This is a genomic window from Micromonospora sp. NPDC051543 (assembly GCF_044454415.1).
GTDB lineage: Bacteria > Actinomycetota > Actinomycetes > Mycobacteriales > Micromonosporaceae > Micromonospora.
On the sequence record NZ_JBITDT010000014.1, the window covers coordinates 53,296 to 75,041 of the forward strand.

General features: G+C 72.8%; 12 protein-coding genes. 5 read left to right on the forward strand and 7 right to left on the reverse strand.

Going from position 1 to position 21,746, the window contains the following annotated elements; genetic code table 11:
- Position 1: 1 nt before the first annotated feature.
- The 5 genes from ACIA3K_RS24355 to ACIA3K_RS24375 form a co-directional block, all read right to left on the reverse strand.
- Positions 2-5,788 carry an SDR family NAD(P)-dependent oxidoreductase gene (locus ACIA3K_RS24355; protein WP_396803997.1) on the reverse strand — a complete coding sequence of 1,929 codons (5,787 nt, stop codon included), beginning with the start codon at positions 5,786-5,788 and terminating at the stop codon, positions 2-4.
- Positions 5,785-6,804, reverse strand: coding sequence for an enediyne biosynthesis protein (locus tag ACIA3K_RS24360; RefSeq protein WP_396803999.1), 1,020 nt, complete (start codon positions 6,802-6,804; stop codon positions 5,785-5,787). Before ACIA3K_RS24360 ends, ACIA3K_RS24355 begins: the two co-directional genes overlap by 4 nt.
- Before the next feature lie 5 nt (positions 6,805-6,809).
- Positions 6,810-8,780: a CRTAC1 family protein gene (locus ACIA3K_RS24365; protein WP_396804001.1), complete on the reverse strand. Its 1,971-nt coding sequence runs from the start codon at positions 8,778-8,780 to the stop codon at positions 6,810-6,812.
- Positions 8,781-8,784: 4 nt separating this feature from the next.
- Positions 8,785-9,783, reverse strand: a complete 999-nt coding sequence (locus tag ACIA3K_RS24370; protein ID WP_396804003.1) for a DUF1702 family protein — start codon at positions 9,781-9,783, stop codon at positions 8,785-8,787.
- A 229-nt stretch (positions 9,784-10,012) separates the two neighbouring features.
- Positions 10,013-11,005 carry a DUF1702 family protein gene (locus tag ACIA3K_RS24375; RefSeq protein ID WP_396804005.1) on the reverse strand — a complete coding sequence of 331 codons (993 nt, stop codon included), beginning with the start codon at positions 11,003-11,005 and terminating at the stop codon, positions 10,013-10,015.
- Positions 11,006-11,194: 189 nt separating this feature from the next.
- On the opposite strand from ACIA3K_RS24375, the gene ACIA3K_RS24380 reads away from it, so the two are divergent.
- The 5 genes from ACIA3K_RS24380 to aroH all read left to right on the forward strand — a co-directional run bounded on the left by ACIA3K_RS24380 (position 11,195) and on the right by aroH (position 14,819).
- Positions 11,195-12,262 carry an NAD-dependent epimerase/dehydratase family protein gene (locus tag ACIA3K_RS24380; RefSeq protein ID WP_396804007.1) on the forward strand — a complete coding sequence of 356 codons (1,068 nt, stop codon included), beginning with the start codon at positions 11,195-11,197 and terminating at the stop codon, positions 12,260-12,262.
- Positions 12,263-12,334: 72 nt separating this feature from the next.
- Complete coding sequence (locus tag ACIA3K_RS24385) at positions 12,335-12,931, forward strand: hypothetical protein (protein WP_396804009.1); 597 nt, start codon at positions 12,335-12,337, stop codon at positions 12,929-12,931.
- Between the two features lies 1 nt (position 12,932).
- The gene (locus ACIA3K_RS24390) at positions 12,933-13,484 is read left to right on the forward strand and encodes a copper resistance protein CopC (protein WP_396804011.1); all 552 of its coding nucleotides are present in this window, start codon (positions 12,933-12,935) and stop codon (positions 13,482-13,484) included.
- Positions 13,485-13,619: 135 nt separating this feature from the next.
- Complete coding sequence (locus ACIA3K_RS24395) at positions 13,620-14,423, forward strand: TIGR03084 family metal-binding protein (RefSeq protein WP_396804012.1); 804 nt, start codon at positions 13,620-13,622, stop codon at positions 14,421-14,423.
- 9 nt (positions 14,424-14,432) lie between these two features.
- Entirely contained in the window at positions 14,433-14,819 is a 387-nt protein-coding gene (gene aroH, locus ACIA3K_RS24400) for a chorismate mutase (RefSeq protein ID WP_396804013.1), read from the forward strand.
- A 76-nt stretch (positions 14,820-14,895) separates the two neighbouring features.
- Here aroH and ACIA3K_RS24405 read toward each other — a convergent pair whose 3' ends face one another.
- Together ACIA3K_RS24405 and ACIA3K_RS24410 are read right to left on the reverse strand one after the other, a co-directional pair.
- A complete protein-coding gene (locus ACIA3K_RS24405; protein ID WP_396804015.1) occupies positions 14,896-16,146 on the reverse strand; it encodes a cytochrome P450 in 1,251 nt (416 codons plus the stop codon).
- Positions 16,147-16,246: 100 nt separating this feature from the next.
- Positions 16,247-21,523 carry a type I polyketide synthase gene (locus ACIA3K_RS24410; RefSeq protein ID WP_396804017.1) on the reverse strand — a complete coding sequence of 1,759 codons (5,277 nt, stop codon included), beginning with the start codon at positions 21,521-21,523 and terminating at the stop codon, positions 16,247-16,249.
- Between the last annotated feature and the right edge of the window lie 223 nt (positions 21,524-21,746).

Below are 21,746 nucleotides of genomic sequence, written 5' to 3' on the forward strand. Positions count from 1 at the left end.
GCTACCGCCGCCCATCGAGGGCCACCGCGAAGACCACCGGTTCCGCGACGCCGTGCACGGTCGTGACGAGGGTGGCGATCCGGATCCCACCGCCGGTCAGAACCACCCAGCCGTCACCGGCGGGCGGCACCAGGGTGAGTGGCACCGGTGGCAGGAGACCCAGCTTGCGCAGGCACTCCGCCGCCGACCAGACCCGGGTGCCCGCCGTGTCCGCGCTCTCCGCGGCCTCCGTGGCGACCAGCCGGGCCAGGCCTGCGTAGCCGCCGAGCAGGCCCGCCCAGTCCTGTGGCGAGCGCGCCGCGACCGGCTCCACATCGCAGCCCACCGGTGTCGTCGCGGCCACACAGAGCGTCGAGCCGGCGCCGTGCGAGAGCGACAGCCGCCGATCGCCCGGGATCTCCGGTCGGCCGTCCGGCCGGTACCGGATCTCGACCCGCTCGCCCAGCGCGCGGGCCGCGGCCAGGGCACTGTGCCGCCGCCGCTGCCCGGTGTCGGCGCCGGTCGGTGCCGCCGGCTCCACGGCGACCGCGATCCGCGCGTCGAAGAGGTCGTCGAGCACCCGTTCCAGGTACGGTCCGAGCAAGGCGGCGGGCCACGGGCCGCGCCCGTCGCCCTTGCGCACCGCCTGGAGACGCAGACCCTCCCAACGCTCCACCACCTCGCCGGTGGCGGTCCGCACCGCGATGTCGTACGTGTAGGTGTCGCCGTCACGCGCCCGTTCGGTAGCCGAGAACCGCAGCGCCGTCGCGGCGGACGGGCGGTCCGGACCGAGCAGGATCCGGTCGATGCCGGCCGGCAGCAGCGTGGCGTGCGGCACGCACACCTGATTGCCGTGCATCAACGCGTCGCGCGTGCCGGGGTCGCCGAGGAGCAACTCGCCCGGCAGGTAGGCGGCGAACCAGTCGACCGTGGCATCGCTCGCCACGTCGACGTCGACGTGCCGGGCCGCGACCCGGTGGTAGCGGCGCAGCCGGTGGAAGCGGGGACCCTGGAACAGCAACCCGTTGTACAGGTCGGCGGCCGGGTCCAACGGCACCGGCGGCACGTCCCCGGCGACCTGCTCCGGCGGACCGGCCGGCACCGGGTCGGTGCCGAACCGTAGCTCGGCCGCGAAGTGGTCGGCCGCGTAGCCGGTCTCCGAACTGCGGATCGTCACCGCGACCGTGTCGTCTCCGGTGACCGTGGCCGCGATCCGAATGGTGGTTCCGCCGTCGGCCGGCACCACGATCGGCCGGCGGAACTCCAACCGCTCCAGCGCCCGCACCGGACCTCGCCCGGTCACCGCGGTCGCCACCTGGGCCATCGCCTCCAGGCCGAACACGGCGGGAAAGAGCAGGTTGCCGTCGAGCAGGTGGTCGGTCAGGTACCGGTCGGTGCCGGCGTTCAGCTCGACCTCGGTGACCAGCTCGATCCCGGGGTAGTAGATCAGCGGCTGCTGCACGAACCGCAGCAGTGGCAGCTCCGGCAGTTCGCGGCGGACGGTGTCGATGCCCTCGGTCCGGCCACTCACCACGACGACGCTCGGCACCTCCGGATCCGCCACCAGGCGCCGCATCATCTGCACGCCCGCGTCCAACGAGATCGGGGTCACCCCCTCGCGGTACAGGCCCTCCACGACCGACAGCCGCTCGCCCATGCCGACTCCCGACCACACCGACCACTCCAGGCAGAGCGTGCGGCACAGCGGGTGCGCCGCGGCGAACTGGTCGGTCAGCTCGGCCAGCCACTCGTTGGCCGTCGCGTAGTGCGCCTCGCCCCGTAGGCCGGCCCGGCCGATGATGCTGCCGAACGTCACCAGCAGCCGAAGGCGCTCCGGCTCCACAGCGTCGAGCACCGCCCGCAGGCCGTCGATCTTCGGAGCGATCGTCTGCCGGAACGCCTGCGCGTCCAGGCTGCTGAGTGCCGCCGGCACATTGCCGCCCGCGCCGTGCAGCACGGCGGTCACGGGACCCAGTGCCGCGGTCACCTCGGCCACCGCACGGCGTACCTCGGCGGGATCGGTGACGTCGGCGCGGGCGTAGTGCACCCGTACCCCGGCGTCGGTCATTCGGCGCAGGTTCGCCGTCAACTCCGCGTCGCCCTGCGGATCCGAGCGGCCCAGCAGGCCGAGGCTCGCGCCGGTGTCCGCCGCGACGGCCAGCGCGCACTCGGCCGTGATGCCCTTGCCGCCGCCGGTCACCAGCAGCACGTCCTGGGCGCCGAGCGGCTGCGCGACGCGCGCCGGGCCGACCGGCAACGCGCGCAGGGTGGGCACCCGCCGCACACCGGACGGACCGAGGAGCACCTCGGTGAAGCCGGTGGTGGCGGCCACCTCCGCGACGATCCGGTCGACGCTCTCCGGCACCGCCGGCGCGTGGACCACCGTCGTGCGTACCCACGGCGCCTCCAGTCGCAGCGTCTTGGCCAGGCCCGCCGCCCCACGGCCGTGCTGCACCAGGACGAAGCGGTCGCCCGCCGCACGGGTCAGCGCCGCCCTCGCCCCCTGCCGCGCCAGCTCCAGGTCCGCCTCGGTGCACTCCTCGGGCAGGCAGACCAGGACGCCGGAGCCGACCCCGCCCCGTTCGAGCGCCGCGCGCAGCGCCCCCGCCAGCGGGTGGTCCCTGCGGGCGTACGCCAGCCACGGCCCGTCCGCCTCCGGCGCGGCTGCCGGGGGTTCGGGCAGCTCGGTGAGCTCGACGCTGAACGCCCGCGCCCACGGTGCGGCGCCCGCGACGTCCGCGCCGGTCGGGGCGGCCGGTCCGCCGCCACTGGTGGCGGTCAGCTCGTCCAGGGTCTGAGCCAGCTCGCCGACGGTTGCGGTGGCGAACGTGGTCGGCGCCTGCGTGGCGGACAGGCCGAGTTCCTGGGCCACCTGGTTCACCAACTGCCCGACCGTGATCGAGCTCAGGTGCAGGTCGTCCAGGAGCAGGCTGTCGGGGCGAACCGTCTCGATCGGCAACTCGGCGCGCGCGGCGGCCAGCCGCCGCAGCACCTCGATGGCCGGCTCGGCCACGCCGGGCGTCCGGCCGGCTGCGGCGTCCGCTACCGGCCGGGCGGGCGCCGGCAGGGCGCGTACGCCCGCCTCGATCGCCGGTGCCGCCTCGCAGGGGCTCGCGAAGAACCGCAACTCGGCGTCGATGTCCAGCGGCCGCCGTACCCGGCTCTCGAACAACCGCCGCAGATCACCGGACGCGCCGATGACGTAGGCGGCGCCGGCCACCCGCAGCAGGCCACCGAGGGACTCGTCGTCGGTGTCCAGCGCGACGGCCGGCACGTCGGTGATCTCCGCGGCCAGCCGACTGAGCACCTGCCCGGGGCCGACCTCGACGAACAGTTCGATGTCCTTGCCGGCGAGCGCCACCGCCTGGGAGAAGAGCACCGGCTCGGTGATCTGCCGCCGGAGCAGCCCGGCGAGGTCGGTCTCCGGTGCCAGCACCTCGCCGGTGACCGTGGAGACCACCCGCCGGCCGAGCGGAGCGAACCGGTCGGTGGGCAGCGCGTCGGCGAACGCATCGGCCGCGGGCGCCACGAGATCGGAGTGGAACGCGTGGGACACCGAGAGGCGGGCGCAGCTCAGCCCCGCCTCCCGGGCTCGCTGGCAGACCGCCTGGATCGCGGGCACCGAGCCGGCGACGACGGTCTGGTTCGGACCGTTGTAGCCGGCGATCACCACGGGCTGGCCGGCCAGCAGCAGCCGGACGACGTCCGCGGTGGCGCCGATACTCGCCATCGTGCCGGACGCGCTGTGCCGGCTCATCGTCGCGCCCCGCAGCCCGGCCAGACCAATGGCGGTCTCCTCGTCCATCGCGCCCGCCCACTGGAGCGCGGCGATCTCCCCGAGGCTGTGGCCGACCGCCACCGAGGCGTTCAGCCCGAGTTGGGACATCGCCCGTAGGCCCGCCAGCGAGCCGGTGATGATGCGCGGCTGGGCCACCGCGGTGGCGACCATGTCCCCGCTCACCGGCAGGTCGGCCCGCAGGTACACCTGCTCCACCTCCGCGAAGCGCCGCCGCAGCGCGCCGCCGCTGGTCCCGCGGCCGGAGCCCTGGCCGGGGAAGAGGAATCCGATGCGCCCCGGTCCGTTGACGTGGTGCAGGAAGGCCCGCCCGTCCGCGGCGAGCAGGCTCGTCTCGCCGGTGTCCAGCACGTCCCGCACCACGCGCAGTTGCCGCTGCGCCTCCTGCGGTGAGGAGACCACGACCGCTGCCCGGTGCGGCAGGTCCCGCAGCTCGTCGTGCAGGGTGATCGCGAGGTCACCCAGTTGCGCGTAGGAGAGCTGCGGGACGAAGTCGATGAGCCGGGTCAGCCGCTCTCGCAGCTGCCCGGTGGAGGCTCCGTCGACGAGCAGCAGCTCCGTGTCCTGGAAAGAGGCGGCCAGCGCCGGGAAGCTGGCGTCCCGGGTGCCCCGACGCCGGGGGTGTCCGCCCTGGTCGAGCACGAGGTGCGTGTTGATGCCACCGAATCCCATGGCGGTGACCCCGGCCCGTACCGGTGCCCCGTCCGGCCACGGCTCCGCCTTGCGTAGCGCGCGCAGGGCCGTGTCCTCCCCGGTCAGCAGGTCGTGCGGGGCGACCGTGCCAACCGAAGGCGGCAGCACCTCCTCGTAGACGGCCAGCGTCGCCTTGATGAGGCCGGCGACACCGGCGGCGGCCTTGGTGTGCCCGATCATCCCCTTGATGGAACTGATCGCGGCCGGCGCGGCGGCTGGATCGGCTGCCCGCCGGGCGAGCGTCAGGGCGCGCAGCTCGGTGGCGTCGCCGACGGCGGTGCCGGTGCCGTGCCCCTCGAACAGGGAGACGGTGTCGATGCCGAAGCCTGCCCGCTCGTACGCCCGACGCAGTGCCAGCCGGTAACCGTCCACCTCGGGCCGGGTGATGCCCCCCTTGCCATCCGAGCTGATCCCCCAGCCGGCGATCGTGGCGTAGACCCGGTGCCCGGCCCGATGCGCGTCGGCCTCCCGCATGAGGACCACCATCCCGCAGCCCTCGCCCGGCCAGAACCCGTTGGAGCCGCGGTCGTAGACCCGCATCTCGGAGCGGGCCAGGGCGCCCGTCTTGGCGAAGCCGATGATCTCGAACGGGTCGATCGAGAGGTCCACCCCACCGGCGAGGGCCACGTCCAGCTCTCCATCGGCCAGATTCCGGCAGGCGGTCACCACCGACAACAGTGAGGACGAGCAGGCTCCGTCGACGGTGTAGCCGCCGCCGTTGAGGTCGAAGTAGTTGCAGATCCGGCCGGCGATGGTGTTGGACAACCCACCAGCCAGGGTGTCCTCGTCCACCGCCGGGAACGGGCTCTTGTAGCTGGTCTCGTAGTCGGCGAGGAACGCGGCCAGTTGCTGCGGTTCCCAGCCGTGGGCGCTCAGGGCGGCGGCGAGCGTACGCCGCACGTACGGCCAACGCAGCCGCATCAGGTTGGCCCGGGAGAACTCCCCGGTGAGCGTGTTGCCCACCACCACTCCGGTGCGCTGGCGGGGCAGCCCCTGCCCCGCAGGGAAACCCGCGTCGGCGAGGGCCAGCGCCGCCATGTCCAGCGCGAGCCAGTGGGTCAGGTCGGTCGAGCGGTACGTGCTGCCGGCGATGCGGTAGGCGAGCCGGTCGAACTCGTACCCCTCGATGACCGCGGCTGTCTGTGCGTAGAACCGATCCGGAGCCGCCGGATCAGCGTCCCAGTAGTCTTCCAGGTTCATCCGCACGTCGGGCAGCCGGCGGAATGCGCGGCGGCCGGCGACGGCGTTCTCCCAGAGCTCTCGCGGCGACGCGGCGTCCGGGTAGCGGCACGCCATGCCGACGATGGCGATCCGGTTCATGCGCGGACGACCTCCCTGTCGGCGGACTCCCGGCCGGAGGTGTCCCTGCCGTTGCTGGACGGGTCGGGCCGGTCCGGCTCGGTCACCTGCGGCGGTGCGGCACGCTCCGCCGCCTCGCGCTCCAGCCGTGCCTGGTTGGCGAAGTGCAGAGCCCAGAGGTAGCCGCCGCGGATCAGACAGACGATCGCGGTGGCGAAGAAGATCCCGTACGGGATGCTCATGCCGGTGAGCACGCCGTAGACGACGGCGACACCGGCGCCGAAGGCGACCTGGGCCGCTGGCCGAGGCGGGGTAGTACCAGGATCAGTGATCATGTAGTTGGTGAACAGCACGAACGCGACGCCGGTCATCATCGCCAGGGCGGCGGGGATGGACGTGTCGAGCACGAGGCCCCGGACGATCGCCTGGAGGGCGAACGCGGAGACCCAGCCGAGGATCAGCCACATCCGGCCGGTCAGCATCCCGTTGATCATGGTGCCGCCGAAGATGATGACCAGCGGAAGCACCCAGTCCCACGCCCCGGTCAGGTGCTCGGTGAAGTGGTACGGCGGAGCGACGCTCGACCACGGGAAGACGAGCAGGATGGCGGTGATGCCGAAGTTCGACGGGTTCATGAAGTGCCGCATCCGACCTCGGACGGGCGCCCGCAGGACCCACTTGGCGCCGATCGCCACCGCGACGCCGAACATCATCGCCAGCACCTGGTCGTTGACGTAGATCAGCATGTTCAGCGCCAGGCTGGTGATGTGCGCCGGGTAGAGAAACTCGATCACCCCACGGATCCCGTTGCCCCGGAACCGCGCCGGCCGGCCCTCGCTGCGGGCCCCGATGATCTCCAGCACGATCTCCAGGCCGTAGCCGGTGGCGAGCGCGATGAACGGCCACGTCCAGGCCTGCTCGAAGCCGAACACCGTGTAGCCGAGGATGTTGAACACCGTGATCGAGATGGCGAAGTTGCGCAGCGCCTTGTTCACTTTCGGGTCGTGCCGGGGCGGGCTGATTGTGGCCTGAACCATCGGTCTCACCTCTCCTGGGCGTTGCTGCCGAGCTGAAGCGCGTGCCAGCCCGGGTTGAGTCGGAGGTCCTGCTCACGTACCTGGCCGCCGCGGTCCCGCCAGCGCAGGTGCACCTCGAGCGGTCCGGCGGCGTCCCCCAGGCCGATATGCACGTCCTGGCTGCGTTTGCCCCCGTGCCCGCTGCCGCCGTCCACCCGGCTGACGAAGGTGCGTCCGTCCGGTGTCTTGACGGTGACCTGGGCGCCGACCACCGGGGATCCGGGTGCGGCCAGCCCGGCGGGTGCGGCCGCCTCCGCTGACGTGGCGGGGTGGGTCAGCCGCAGGCCCAGGAAGGAGCCCTGGGACGGCCCGGTGTTGTGGTAGAAGACCGGGGCGTCCCACTGGCGGGCCACCGCGAAGTCGAGCCGGCCGTCGCCGTCGGCGTCGCCGGTCGCGATACCCCGGGTGGGCACCGGTACGGCCAGCCCCAGTTGGCCGGCCACGTCCTGGTACCGGCCGTCGGAGTCCTTCACGAAAAAGTGCAGCCGCTGCGAGCCACCGATGTCGTCACCGCTGGTGACGTGCGGCCAGAAGAGGGTGTTCGAGACCAGCTCGTCGTTGGACATTGCCAGCTCCTGCAGCTGCGGCCAGCGATTGACCTCCCCCTTGACGAATCCGGTCGTCTGCGCCACCACCAGGTCGCCGCTGTTGTTGAAGTCCGCCAACTTGACGTCCCAACCCCAGCCGGACCAGGCGAGCCTCAGATCCGCGCTGCGGTCGGCGTACGGCGCCACGCCGTCGTCCAGGCTCGCGCGCAGGTCATCCTGGTCCTTGGCGGTGCTGATGAAGGCGAAGTGGCTCTCCTCCAGCCCGAAGCTCGCCGCGATGTTGCTGACGTACATGTCGTAGAGCCCGTCACCGTTGAGGTCACCGAAGTCGACGCCCATGCCCTTGAAGGAGTCGGCGCCGACCCGCTTGGACTTCGGCACCAGCGCCTCGCGCACACCGTTGACCAGTTCGAAGCGGAACGTCCCGGGCGTGGAGCGGTTGTGCAGCAGGCGGTCCGGGCCGAAGTCGTGCGCCAGGTACAGCTCGGGCAGCGCGTCGCCATCGAGGTCGTTGGCGGCGGAGGCCAGCGTCCAGCCCTTCGAGACCGCGCGGGGCAGCACGTTGTTGTGCCGCTGGAACTCGACGGTGGGGTCGGTGCCGCCGCTGCCGGCGGTGAACCGGAAGAAGTAGTCCTCTCCGCCGTTGAGGCCGTTGGACATCGAGCGGTTCATGGTGACGCCGGTGTCCTTGGTGTCGTCGAGAACCGGACCGTCCGGAAAGTAGTTGCCGATGTAGATGTCCACGTGCCCGTCGCCGTCGAAGTCGTCCGCGCTGGCGGCGTTCGTGTTCCACTGCGGCCCGTCGTACCGACCGCCGGCCGAACCCGGCACCAGCTCGACCGGCCGGTAGGCGGCCGCCGTCAGCGCGGTCGCCCCCGTCCGGGCGAGGTAGACGATCGGCGTCCGGCCCCACAGATAGACGAGCAGGTCGATCCGCCCGTCCTCGTTGTAGTCACCCGGCACGCAGCCCATCGGCGCCATCACGTCGTTCATCGGCAGCGGCGCCGGGTTCAGCGCGAACGGCGGGTACCGGTCGGCGGCCGCGCCGGGCACCGGCGTCACCACCACCTGGTCGATGCGCGGATCGGTGATGCACAGGTCGTTGGGCAGCCCGTCTCCGTCGAGGTCGTTCATCGCGACGCCGGCGCCGACCGAGGAGATCCACGCGTCGATCTCGCGGTACGCCTTGTTGACCCGCCGGATCGTCTGCTCCGGGTAGCCACCCGGCGTGGCGATCGAGGTGGCCGCGAAGCCGTACCCGCTCGCCAGGCTGTTGAGTTCCGCGGCGGAGGCGCCGGGCAGCCGGGCGGACAGGAACAGGCCGCCGACCACCACCAGTGCGACGATCCCCGCCAACTGCCTCCGCAGCCAGCCAACCTTTTGCGACATGTGCTCAGACCCTTCCGCTCGACACGAACTCATTGGTGAGGGTGTGGCGCCACACCTCGTACGCCGGTGTACGGCCGGCGGGGCCGGTGGGCCGCGCCCGGTCGCTCAGCGCCGCCGCGTCCCGCGCCGGCAGGCCGCAGAACACCTGCGTCGCCACGTCGTTGTGCGGCACCAGCAGGTCGGCGAGCTTCCGGGCCGAGGCGGCGAACGCCGAACCCTGCGCGAGGTTCGGGCGGTACGGCTCGGCGTGCCGCCACAGCGCGCGCAGCTCGGCCTCCTCGGCCCCACCCGCGTAGGTGGCGGCCAGCCCGATCCCGCTGTACAGGTCCGCGCGCCGCGGCTCGGGAAACCGGTCGGCCAGCGTGGTGACGACCTCGGGATCGGTGCCGCCGACGAACCACAGCGCCCGGCCGATGCCCTGGTCGATGGCGCGCCCGGCGTACCAGGCGCTGCTGTCCTTCGGCCATCCGAAGCGCTCCTCCCGGTACCGGTCGTGCACGTACCGCTGGGTGCGGAAGTACGCCTGGTGGAAGCCGTACCCGTCCAGCACCAGCCAGCGCAGCAGCGGCGCGTCCGGGGTGATCGCCGACCAGCGCAGCCGCGGTACCCGGGCCATCGCCCAGCCGATTCCGATGTAGGCCATGTAGATGTGTGGCTCGCCGCATCCGGCGATGAATTCCGCGGCTCGGGACCGACGCGTGGGAGACAATGCGTCGCGAATCGCAAATCCCATTGCCGCCCCTTCGTACGCAAATCCGCGAAACCGCTTTTCGATCCGGTTCAGCGGCTCCTGCACCTCGTGCGGGGCACCCGCCTCCGCCGCCGATCCGAAGCCGGCGAGGAAGTTTCTTCCTACCGATTCCAGCAGGTCACGGGCGGCAGGGTTCTTCTGGTGGAAGCCCCGGACGTCAAGCCGGGTATTCGATGTGTTCGGCGTCAGAACGCGACGTCTGAGCGCCCGCCAAGGAGTTGACAACAGTGCCCCCAAAATCGGCCTGCCCATAGCTGGCAATGGGTTTGGACCAGAGTTTTCCAGTGCCGTTTTGGGGTATCTACTTTTCGGTTGCTGCGCTCTTCTTCAAAGTTGCCCTGCCCACCCGGCCAGGTCGATTTCCGGCGGCCTCGGGCGACCGACCGCACGGAAAGGCCGCGGGCGGCGACAGCGGGCGGGGCTCAGGAGGCGGGCAGCGCTCTCCGGAGGCGGCAGGGCTCTCCGGAGGCGGGCAGCGCTCTCAGGAGGTGGGCAGCGCCGAGCGCGACGCCAGCTGGCCCCGCACCCGCGCCCGCCACTGCTCGTAGGCCGGCGGCTCATCCGCGTCCGGGCGGAACACGACGGTGCTGTCGTCGGCCAACGCCACGGCCGCCGGCAGCGCCAGGCCGGTCAGCGCCGCCACGGCCCCCTCGGTGTGCGCCGGCACGAAACCGCTGTACGCACGGGCCTTGGCCGCGAAGACCGAGCCCTGCGCGAGGTGCGGCCACAGCTCTCCGGCGTGCCGGCGCAGCCGGGTCAGCGCGTCCGGCGGGGCGCCGCCGGCGAAGGTGGCGGCCAGGCCGACCCCGCTCCACAGATCCGGCCGCCGGTCGGCGGCGAACGCCCGCACGGCGGCGTCGACCCCGTCCACGCCGGCGCCGTGGATGAACCAGAGCGCCCGGCCGATGCCCTGGTCCACCGCCCGGTGGAAGTAGTCTGGCCGGCCCGCCCACGGATACGCGGCGGACCGCTCCTGCCGTCCCACCCACCGCTCGGTCTCGAAGAAGGCGCGGTCGAAGCCGTAGCCGTCGACCGCCAGCCAGGACATCGTTGGGTGGTACGCGGAATCGGGCAGGTCCGGCAGCACCTTGCGCCAGGTGGGCCGCGGCAGCCGGGCCATCGCGAAGCCGATGCCGATGTAGGTGAGGAAGATGTGCGGCGCGGCAGGGCCGAGCAGCAGTTCCCGGGTCCGACGGCCCCGGCCCATCGCGTCCCGGACGGTGAATGCCATCGTCACGCCCTCGTACGCGAACCCGACGTGCTCCGGATCGATCAGGCTGATCCGCTCTTCGATCTCCCGCAGGTCGCTCACCTCGACACCCCACTCGAACCCGCAGATCACCGCCCGGGGAATGACCTCGAGCCTGCGGGTGGCCGGCGACGGTTCCACCGGGAACCGCCGGGCCGCGAAGCTCACCTCGGCCAGCGGCGGCGTGAGAATCCGCCTCCGCAGCGCGCCCACAAGGGACGACATGGGACCTCCTCCAACACCTGGCCATCAGGCACCACCACATGGTCGGCCCGGGTCGGAACGGCGGGCATCTTCCAGCTTGCCGGCCGGATCCGGCGCCCTCCGCCGTCCGCCGCACGCCGCACGGCACAAGAAGGTCACCGGTCCCGCAGCGGTGGAGAATCGCCGCAGAGGTCGAGGGAGGGAGCGACGATGCTCGTGCTGGTGACCGGTGGTACGGGTTATCTGGGCTCGCACAGCGTCGCGGCCCTGGTCCACGCCGGCCACCGGGTGCGGCTGCTCGTCCGGTCCGCTGCCCGGGTCACCGCGGCGCTGTCACCGCTCGGTGTCGATCCGGACGCGGTCGACGAGGTGCGCGGCGACGTCACCGACCCGGACGCGGTCGCGCGCGCCGTAGCCGGCTGCGACGCCGTGCTCCACGCGGCATCGGTGTACAGCTTCGACAGTCGGCGCAGCGCCGCGATGCGGGCCGTCAACGCCCGCGGCACCGAGGTCGTGCTGGCCGCCGCGCGGTCCGCCGCGCTGGACCCGATCGTGCACGTCTCGACCGTGGGCGCCCTGTTCCCCACCACCGCCGCCGTGGTCACTGCCGACTCGCCCGTCGGTCGACCGCGCGAGACCTACCTCGCCACCAAGGTGGAGGCGGAGCGGATCGCCCGCCGGCACCAGGCCGACGGCGCACCGGTCGTCATCACCTATCCGCCGGCCGTGCTGGGCCCCCACGACCCGCACCTCGGCGACCAGATCACCCGGCTGCGCAACGCCCTGCGCGGGCTGATGCCGGTCTGGCCGACGGGCGGCTTTCCGCTGGGCGACGTGCGGGACACCGCCGACCTGCACGCGGCTGTGCTGCGTCCGGGTCTCGGCCCGCGTCGTTACCTCGGCCCCGGCCGGTACGTGACCACCGCCGAGTATGTCGCCGCGCTGCGCCGGATCACCGGCCGTCGACTGCCCGCCAGTCGCCTGCCAGCCCGGGCGATGCTGCCCCTCGGGGCGCTGGTGAGCGCAGCCCAGCTGGTCGTGCCGGTGCACCTCCCCGCCGAGTACGGGGCCATCTACACCTGTGCGGTGAGCCGCCCGGTGGACTCCGGCCCGACCGACCGGTTGCGGGGCCGGCCGGCCCGGCCGTTCGAGGAGACGCTCGCCGACACGGTGCGCTGGCTGGCCGACTCCGGGCGGCTGAGCTCCCGCCTGGCGGGCCACGCCGCGACCGGCGGACCCAGTGGCGCGACCCGTGAGCCCATCCCACGAGCGCAATAACGGAGAAGAACGCCAGGCGCACGGAAAGTAGTGTCGGAGCGACGCCTATCTGCGATCGACGAGGAGAGTCAGATGACCACAGGGGAAACCCGCGTGTCCCGGTCCGGGCTGCTCGAACAGATCAACGGCCGGCACCACCGGGCGGCGCTCAACCTGTTCCTGCTCGTCGTGGTGGGGCACTGGGCCGAGCACCTCGTGCAGGCGTACCAGATCTGGGTCCTCGGCTACGCCCGGCCGCAGGCTCGCGGCGTCCTCGGGCAGTTCTACCCCTGGCTGGTGTCGTCCGAGTGGCTGCACTACGCGTACGCCATCGTGATGCTGGTGGGCCTGTTCCTGCTCCGGCCCGGATTCGTCGGGCGGGCCAAGGGCTGGTGGACGGTGGCGCTCGCCATCCAGTTCTGGCACCACATCGAGCATCTGCTGCTACTCGTCCAGGCCCAGACGCACACGAACTTCTTCGGCGCCGCCGTGCCGACCAGCATCGCGCAGATCTTCCTCCCCCGGGTGGAACTGCACCTGTTCTACAACTCGATCGTCTTCCTCCCGATGGTCGTCGCCATGTACCTGCACCTGCGGCCGAACCGCGCCGAGCAGACGGCGATGTCCTGCAGCTGCGCCCCCCGGCCCCGGGCCCGCACCACGCCGATCTCCGCGGCCTCCGCGGCCTGAGATGGTGGCCCTCGCCGGCCGATTGGCAGCCGCCGTCCTGCTCGCCTGCGTGCTCGCCACAACGGCGGCGCCGGGGGCGGTTGTCGCGGCCGCACCCGACCCCCTGTCCGGCAGCGACCCTCCGGCCCAGTCCGCGCTCTCCGCCCCGCCCCGGGCGGTCCGGCTCACATTCGTCGACCGCGTCGACGCCGGCCTCAGCCACGCCGTGGTGCTGGCGGCCGACGGCACCGACGTCGGCTCCGGCGCAGTCACCGTCGACGGGCACACCCTGCGACTACCTGTCGACATCACCGGCAACGGCGACTTCACCATCGCCTACCACGTGGAGTTCGACCTCGGCGGCGAGAGCACCGGCACCGTGCGGTTCAGCGTGGGCACCGGTCTCGCCCCGGCACCGGCGCCGCCGGCCGTTCAGCGGGCCGTCGCGCAGGCGGTCACCAGCCACGGGCACAGCGTCGACCCGGTCAGCGCCACGCTGCTGGTGATCGACGGTCTGGCCGTCGCCGTCGTGCTGGCGCTGCTGTACCTGCGGCGGCCCTACGACACCCCCTGAGCCCGGCAGGGTGCCCCGCACCCTGGGAGAAGCCGGCAGGGTGCCCCGCACCCTGGGAGAAGACAGCCCTCACCGGTGCTGCCCACCCTGGTTCTCGTACCCGAAACCACCGCTCCCCGAGAGGATGGCCGCCCCATGAACGACCTCCACCAGGTGATCAGCGCGTTGACGGCCGACGGCGACGACGTCGACCGGCTGGTGTCCGGGCTGACGCCCGAACAGTGGGCACTGCCGACACCGGCGCCCGGCTGGACGATCGCCCACCAGGTCGCCCACCTCGCCGCGACGTTCCGAATGGCGGGGCTCGCCGCCGCTGACCCGGACGCGTTCACCGGAATGCTCGGCCGGCTCTCCGGCAGCTTCACCGCCAACGTCGAGGCGGCCATGCGCCCGTTCCTGGCCGAGGAGCCGGACGTCCTGCTCGCCCGCTGGCGGACCGAACGCGCGGCGGCGGAGAAGGCCATTGCCGCCGTACCGGCGACCGCGACCGTGCCGTGGCTGGTTCGGCCGCTGCCGCCCGCCGTGCTGGCCTGTGCGGGCATGATGGAGCTGTTCGGGCACGGGCAGGACATCGCCGACGCCCTGGGGGTCCACCGGCTGCTGACCGACCGGATCCGCTACCTCGTGGGCTTCGGCGTACGGGTGTGGGACTTCGGCTACCAGGCCCGTGGCCTGGAGACCCCGGACGTGAGCTTCTACTTCGGCCTGGTCGCTCCCTCCGGCGCCCGCTGGGAATTCGGCCCGGCCGACGCCACCGAGCGGATCACCGGCCCGGCGTCGGATTTCTGTCTCCTGGTGACCCGGCGCCGGCACCGCGACGACCTGGCACTGACCGCCACCGGTCCGGAGTCGCAGCGGTGGCTGGACATCGCGCAGGCGTACCGCGGCCCGTCCGGCCCCGGCCGCGCGCCGGGCCAGTTCGCGGCGACCGCGGCCTGACCGCCGGCGGTGGACACCACGACGGCAACGTTCGGCGCCATCCGCGGCGCCACACAGGCCGAGGGTGAGGACCGGGGTTCGGTCTTGGCCGCCACCGAGGAACTGCTACGAGAGGTGCTCGCGCGCAACGGGCTCACCGGCGCGCAGCTCGTGAGCGTCCTCTTCACCGCGACGCCAGATCTGACCAGCGCCTTCCCCGCCGAGGCGGCCCGGCGGCTCGGTCTGACCGACGTGCCGCTGCTCTGCGCCTGCGAGATCGGAGTTCCGGACGCGATGCCGCGGGTGATCCGGCTCCTCGCCCACGTGCAGTGGGACCGGCCGCGCTCGGCGCTACGGCACGTCTACCTGCACGGCGCCGCGCGACTGCGACCCGACCTGCCCAGGCCCGTACCATAGCCGCGCCCCTGACGCCACGGAAGTCCCGGTCGGGTGCGACCGGGACTTCCGGGCGATCCGGGCCGCCGCCCGAGACTCACGACGGCGGGTGGGATGACTGCGCCGTGGGAGGCCCGACGGCAGCTGCGGCCCCAGCTCCACCCAGCCGTACGGGCAGCGCCACGAGCCCGTGCATGAACATGCTGACCCGCCAGGTCAGCGCGTCGGCCGGCACGGCCAACCGCAGCCCCGGGAAGCGATCGAGCAGCCGGGTCAGCGCCACGGTGGCCTCCAGCCGGGCCAGCGGCGCGCCAACGCAGTAGTGGATGCCGTGCCCGAAGGCGACGTGCGGGTTCTCGGCACGGGCCAGATCCAGCTCGTCGGCCTGGGCGAACCGGGCGACGTCCCGATTCGCGCCGAGGAGGGAGACGATGACCACCGAGCCGGCGGGAATCGTCTGCCCGGCCAGCTCCACCGGCTCCCGGGCCACCCGCAGCGCCGCCTGCACCGGGCTCTCGTAGCGCAGCAGCTCCTCGATCGCGACGGCGGTCGCGCTCTCCTCGCGGGGCAGCCGCCGCCAGCCCTCCGGGTGGGTCAGGAGGGCGAGCACCGCGTTGCCGATGAAGTTCCCGGTGGTTTCGTGCCCCGCGACGAGCAGCAGCGCGACCATCGAGGTCAGCTCGTCGGCGGTGAGCCGGTCGCCACCGTCGCGCGCCGCCACGAGCTCCGACAGCAGATCCGGAGTCGGTCGGCGGGCCTTCGCCGCGAGCAGAGCCTGGGTGTAGTCGAGCATCGCCGCGGCCGTCGTCTCCAGCTCACCGAGCGGCAGGTCGCTCCGCGTCAACGTCGCGGTCCACCGCTGCACCGTGCCGATGTCGTCCGCCGGGATGCCCAGCAGCAGGGCGAGCACCCGCATCGGTAGCGGCGCCGCCAGCTCCGGCACCAGGTCCACCTCGTCCCGTTCGGTGATCCCGTCGAGCAGGTCATCGACGATCTCCTCGATCCGGCCGCGCAACGCCAGCATCCGTCGGCGCTGGAACGCCGGCGCGATGAGCCGACGCAGTCGGGTGTGGTCCGGCGGGCCGTTGTTGAGCATGTGGCTGTTCAGGCTCAGCCGCAGCAGCGGGGAGAGGGAACGCCGGTCGCCGATCGCCCCGGTTCGGCTGCGCAGGCGCGGGTCACTCAGCGCCCGACGCACCGCATCGAGGCCGGTGACCAACCAGCCGGTCTCCCCCGAGGCGAGCTGGATCCGGTGCACCGCGCCGGAGTCGCGCAGCCGCGCGTACCCGGCGTGCCGCTGCGCGGCGCTGCCCATCATGAAGTCCGGCCGGCGCGGCGCCTCGGTCATCTCCCCATCGTCCTCTCCTGCACGCCGTCGATCATCTCCATCCGTGCCGTACGCCGGGTCGCGCCCTCGCCGCACGGGTGGCGGCGAGGGCGCGAGAGCATCAGGCCGACGCGAGCGCGGGATCCGCCGCGTCCGCCGGCTCCTCGTCCTCGTCCGGGCTCCGGAGGGTGTCGGCGAGGTGCGCGGCCAGCGCCGCCACGCTGGGCCGGTTCCACAGGATCGTCGGGGGAAGTTCCACCCCGTACCGGCGGGTGAGCCGGACCCGCAGCGCCACCGACATCACCGAGTCGACGCCCAGTTCGATGAGCGGACGCCGCAGCTCCACCTCCTCGGCCAGCAGGTTGAGCTCGGCCGCGACCTGCTCCCGTACGTCGTCGCTCACCCGCTCCCGGAACTCCCGGTCCGGCAGGCTGGCCCACTCGGCCAGTACGTCCGGTTCACCGTCGGCCGCGTCGAGGGACGTGGAGGGTGCGGTCAGCTCGCGGAACATCGGCAGGCGGGGGCTGTGCGGCGGCAGCGGAAGCACCCGCAGCACCGCCTGGTAGGGCGACGCGTACCGATCGGCGAACGCCCAGGAGCGGAACGCCTCGGCGGCGGTGACCGCCTCCAGCCCTCGCGAGTTGGCCTCCAGCATGGTGCTGCCGATCGCGTCGGACATGCCCATCTCACGCCACGAAGTCCACCCGATACTGCGGGTCTCGTGCCCGCCGAGCGCCTGCCGGTGCGCGGCCAGCGCGTCCAGGAACGAGTTGGCCGCCGCGTACGTGGTCTGCCCGGTGAGTCGGGCGAACTGCCCGCACGAGGAGAACAGCACGAAGAAGTCGAGGCTGCCGGGCGGGTAGAGCCGGTGCAGCACCATCGCGCCGTCGGCCTTCGGCCGCAGGACCTCCCGTAGGTCCTCGCGGACGACGTTGTCGACCATCGCGTCGCGGACCACGCCGGCGGCGTGGATGATCCCGCGCACCGGCGGCAACCCGTGCGTCGCCGGGTCCAGCGCGATGGCCACCTGCTCGGCGTCGGTCACGTCCAGGGCCAGGACCCGTACGGTCACCCCGAGCGCCTCCAGCGCAAGCACCTCGTCGATCTGCTGCCGCAGGCGATCGCCCCGCACGGCCGGCCACTCCACCCGCGGCGGCAGACCCTGCCGCCCGACCAGCAGCAACCGGGTCGCGCCACGGTCGACCAGCCAGCGGGCCACGGCGAGCCCCAGCGCGCCGAGGCCGCCGGTGATCAGGTACGTGCCGCCGGGCCGACAGTGCACCGAGGGCGCCTCGGTGGGGTGGGGAATCGGCCCGAGCCGCGCGACACTAGCCGTCCCGTCACCGGTCACCGAGATGACGTCCTCCTCGCCGCCGGGACGGCCCAGCAGCGGCAGCAGCCGGTCCGCCGTCGCGGTCGCCGGCACGTCCACGTCGACGACCCCGCCCCACAGCTCCGGGTGCTCGCCGCCGATGATCCGACCGATCCCCCACAGTGGCGCGTGCGCGACCGCCGCCTCGTCCCGGGCGGTCCGCACGCCACTGGTCAGGCACCACAGCCGGGGCTGCCCGCTCACCGCGGCCAACTGCTGGGCGGTGCGGATCACCATCCAGGCGCCCTCCTCCGCCGCCTGCTCGGTCGGCCCGCCCGTCTGGTCCGGCGACACCAGCACGGCGTCCACCGGCTCGGACAGCGCGGCGTCGAGGTCGTCCGGGGACGCGACCCGGATGGCCCGCACCCCCGCCGGTTGCAGGGACGCGGCCAGCGTGTCCAGGGCCGGCGAACCACCGATCAGGGCCACCCGGCGCAGCGGGCGCACCGGCTCGACCGCGGGCAGCGGATGCCAGACGACCTCGTGCACCAGGTCACGGGTGGCCACCGAGGTCCGCTGGTCCTGGAGCGCGGCGAACCGCAGGCCGCGCACGTCGCAGACGATCCGGCCGCTGTCGTCGGACACCAGGACGTCGACCGTGTCCTCCGGCGACCGCGCCGCCCGCCGGGTGTGCACCGTGATTCGCGCCGGCGGCTCGCCGTCGAACACCACACCGCCGATCTGCGACGACATCCACAGCCGGTGGGCGTTCTCCGGGGTGACGAGGACCGCGCTGATGGTCAGCGCGCCGTCGATCACGTGCGCCCAACTGGCGGAACGCTGCGCGGGCGGCGGTACCAGGGTCAGGACCGACAGTTGCTCCTCGTCGCTGCGCCGCAGCTCGTCCAGGTCCCAGGGGAAAGCGTAGCCGCCGACGCCCTTGGTGCGGAACAGGTCGTCCACCCGGGACCACGACCACGTCTCCGGGCAGCGGGCGCGGACGCTGTCGACATCCAGCCGTCCGGTCTCGAGCCGCCCACCGGGATCGACGGTGGCGGTCGTGTGCGTGATCCACTCGACCTCCTCGTCCGCCGACGTCACGTCGTGGATGATTCGGCTCGACAGCCGCAGGGCGTTCTCGGAGAGCACCACCTGCACCACCCGCGGTGGCACCACCGCGAGCGGCGTACGCAGCACGATGTCGCTCAGCGCGGGCGGCCGCCCGTCCTGCCCGGCGGCCCGGACGAACGTCTCGATGATCGCCGCCGCCGGCGTGATCTCCACCCCGACCACCTCGTGGCTCTGCGGGTACGGGCGGGACGACATGTCCAAGTGGGTCTGCCACACCTGCCGGGCCGGTGCGCCGCTGACCGTCATCCGGCCGCCGAGCAGGTTGTGCTGGTCCGGGTCGTGTCCACCGCCGGCGCCGGTGTCGGTGCCGGCCGGCGGGAAGATCCAGTATGGGCGGTGTTGCCAGGCCATCGTCGGCAGCTCCACCAACCCGCCGTCGGCGTGCTCCACGGCCCAGTCGACCCGCCCGCCCCGGCAGTGCAGCTCCGCCAGATTCTCCAGCAGGGTCCGTTGCTCGGGAAGGTGCCGCCGCAGCGTACGGATGACGGCGGCCTCGCCGAGGTCGAGCTGGTCGAAGGTCTCGGTGATCGAGTGGGCGACCACGGGATGCGAGGACACCTCCAGGAACAGCCGGTGACCGTCCTCGATCGCCACCTCCACGGCCTGCACGAACCGGACCGGCTGCCGCAGGTTCGTCGTCCAGTAGCCGCGCCCGCGCGGCTCGTCCGACCGGGGGTCGGCGAGCGCCGTGCTGTACAGCGGCACCTCGGCGGCGGTGGCACGCAGCTCCCCGGCCGCGCCGGCCACCTCATCCAGCACCTCGTCGACGTGCCGGCTGTGGAACGCGACGTCGGTGTCCACCCGTCGCGCCTCCAGGCCCTCCTCGCCCCACCGGGTCACCAGCTCCTCGACCGCGTCCCGGTCCCCGGAGACGACCGTCGACCGAGGGCTCGCCGAGATCGCGGCGACCACGTCGACGCGGTCCGCGAGCCGGTTCGCGCACTCGGCGAACGACAGGCCGACCAGCGCCATCGCGCCCCGGCCGTCGACCCGTTGCAACGCTCTCGCCCGGCGGCAGGCGAACCGCGCCGCCTCCGTCAGGTCCAGCGCCCCGGCCACCACGGCCGCCGCGATCTCCCCCACGGAATGCCCGAGCACGGCTGCCGGGCGGACGCCGTGCCGCCGCCACACCTCAGCCAACCCGATCTGCATGGCGAAGGTCATCGCCTGGATCCGTGCGGTCGTCCACGGCCGGTCGTCGGCGATGGCCTCGCGCGGAGTCCATCCCATCTCCGCCGCGAAGACGTCGGCCAGCGCGTCCATGGCGTCGGCGAAGACGGGCTCGTCGCGCAGCAGTTCCCGGCCCATGCCGAGCCACTGCGCGCCGTGACCGGAGAAGACCCACACCGGGTCGACCTGTCCAGCGTCCGCGCGGCCGGTGATCAGACCCGCCGTGCGCTCCCCGGCGGCGAGGGACTGCAGCCGGGCCGCCAGTTCGGGCACCGAGTCCGCGACGACGCCCGCCCGATGGGTGAGGTGCGACCGGCGGTGGGACAGGGTGTGCGCCACGGTGCCGAGTGGGGTGTCCGGGTGGTCGTCCAGCCAGCCGGCCACCTCGCCGGCCAGCGCCCGCAGCCCCGCCTCGGACATCGCCGAGAGCGGCACGACGGTGGGCGCGTCGGTCGCCTGCGGCTCGGGCTCGGCGCCCACCGGCGGCGCCTCCTCAATGATCACGTGGGCGATCGTGCCGCCGACCCCGTAACTCGACACGCCGGCCCGGCGCGGCTGTTCGCCCGCCGACCAGGGCAGTCGCTCGCCGATGAGGCTCAGCCCCGACCCTTCCCAGTTCAGGTCCGGATTGGGCTCGCTGTGCAGACTCCCGGGGATCTCCCCGTGCCGCAGCGCCAACACCGTCTTGATCACACCGGCGATGCCCGAGCCGGCCTCGACGTGGCCGATGTTCGGCTTGACCGAGCCGACCAGACAGGGCTCGCCGGCCGCGCGGTTGGCGCCGAACACCTGGGCGAGCGCCCGGGCCTCCTCCCGATCGCCCACCGGCGTGCCGGTGCCGTGTGCCTCGACGTAACCGACGGAGCCGGGGTCCACGCCGGCGCGGGCGTACGTTTGGCGGAGCATGTGCTCCTGCGCCCCGCTGTTGGGCGCCATCATGCCGTCGGAGCGGCCGTCCTGGAACACCCCGCTGCCCCGGATGAGCGCCAGCACCGGGTCGTTGTCCCGGCGCGCGTCCGCCCACCGCTTCAGCACCACGAGGCCCGCGCCCTCACCACGGCCGTAGCCGTCCGCCGCCTTGTCGAACGCCTTGCTGCGCCCGTCCGGGGAGGTCGCTCCGGCCGCGTCGAGGGCCACGAACAGCGCCGGCGTGGCCATGATGTTGATGCCACCGACGAGCGCCACGGGCGCCTCGCCGGAGCGGAGGCTCTGGCAGGCCAGGTGCAGGGCGGTCAGCGAACCGGCACACGCGGTGTCGACGGCCATGCTCGGCCCGCGCAGGTCGAGGAAGTACGAGATGCGGTTGGCGATGCCGTAGTACGTGGTGCCGTTCACCGCCCACGCCCCGGTGCGCGGGATGTCCTCGAGCAGCCGCCGGCCGTAGTCGTTCGAGTTGGCCGCCATGAAGACACCAACCTCCGACCCCCGCAACGCCAGAGGCGGCACCCCCGCCGCCTCCAGCGCTTCCCAGGCCAATTCGAGCATCATGCGCTGCTGCGGATCGAGGAAGGCCGCCTCTCGCGGAGAAATGCCGAAGAAGTCGGCATCGAAGCCTTCGATGTCCGTCAGAAACGACCCGGTTCGGGTGGTGTGACGGAGGATCGAGGTGGCCTGCGGGCTGCTCGCCGCATACGGCTCCCAACGTTTTTCGGGCATTTGCGAAACATGGCTCTGACCATTGATCAAGAACTTCCAGAACTTCTCCGGCGAGTCCAGGTCTGGGGCAAACCTGCAGCTCATCCCGATGACAGCTACGGCGTCGTCGAGCTCGGTGTCCAGGGACATGGCCCACTCCTTTCGAATCACCAGCCCGGAAACGGCGCACTCCGATCCGGCGGTCAACTCCGACACATCGTCGGCGGCCGGATGACGGGGTGGCATCTCCTGGAATGCGCTCCGTCGCCGCGCCCACCCGCTACCGCAACGCGGGTATCGGCCGCTTCTCGGCAACGGCGGGGACCATTGCGCATTCCAGGAGAAGAGACGGGCGGGAGCCGGCCGTAGCCTC

Excerpts from the sequence above, each read along its gene's own strand:
- ACIA3K_RS24355 (WP_396803997.1), bottom strand. The coding sequence starts at position 5,788 with ATGAACCGGATCGCCATCGTCGGCATGGCGTGCCGCTACCCGGACGCC.
- ACIA3K_RS24360 (WP_396803999.1), bottom strand. The coding sequence starts at position 6,804 with ATGGTTCAGGCCACAATCAGCCCGCCCCGGCACGACCCGAAAGTGAAC.
- ACIA3K_RS24365 (WP_396804001.1), bottom strand. The coding sequence starts at position 8,780 with ATGTCGCAAAAGGTTGGCTGGCTGCGGAGGCAGTTGGCGGGGATCGTC.
- ACIA3K_RS24370 (WP_396804003.1), bottom strand. The coding sequence starts at position 9,783 with ATGGGCAGGCCGATTTTGGGGGCACTGTTGTCAACTCCTTGGCGGGCG.
- ACIA3K_RS24375 (WP_396804005.1), bottom strand. The coding sequence starts at position 11,005 with ATGTCGTCCCTTGTGGGCGCGCTGCGGAGGCGGATTCTCACGCCGCCG.
- ACIA3K_RS24380 (WP_396804007.1), top strand. The coding sequence starts at position 11,195 with ATGCTCGTGCTGGTGACCGGTGGTACGGGTTATCTGGGCTCGCACAGC.
- ACIA3K_RS24385 (WP_396804009.1), top strand. The coding sequence starts at position 12,335 with ATGACCACAGGGGAAACCCGCGTGTCCCGGTCCGGGCTGCTCGAACAG.
- ACIA3K_RS24390 (WP_396804011.1), top strand. The coding sequence starts at position 12,933 with ATGGTGGCCCTCGCCGGCCGATTGGCAGCCGCCGTCCTGCTCGCCTGC.
- ACIA3K_RS24395 (WP_396804012.1), top strand. The coding sequence starts at position 13,620 with ATGAACGACCTCCACCAGGTGATCAGCGCGTTGACGGCCGACGGCGAC.
- ACIA3K_RS24405 (WP_396804015.1), bottom strand. The coding sequence starts at position 16,146 with ATGACCGAGGCGCCGCGCCGGCCGGACTTCATGATGGGCAGCGCCGCG.
- ACIA3K_RS24410 (WP_396804017.1), bottom strand. The coding sequence starts at position 21,523 with ATGTCCCTGGACACCGAGCTCGACGACGCCGTAGCTGTCATCGGGATG.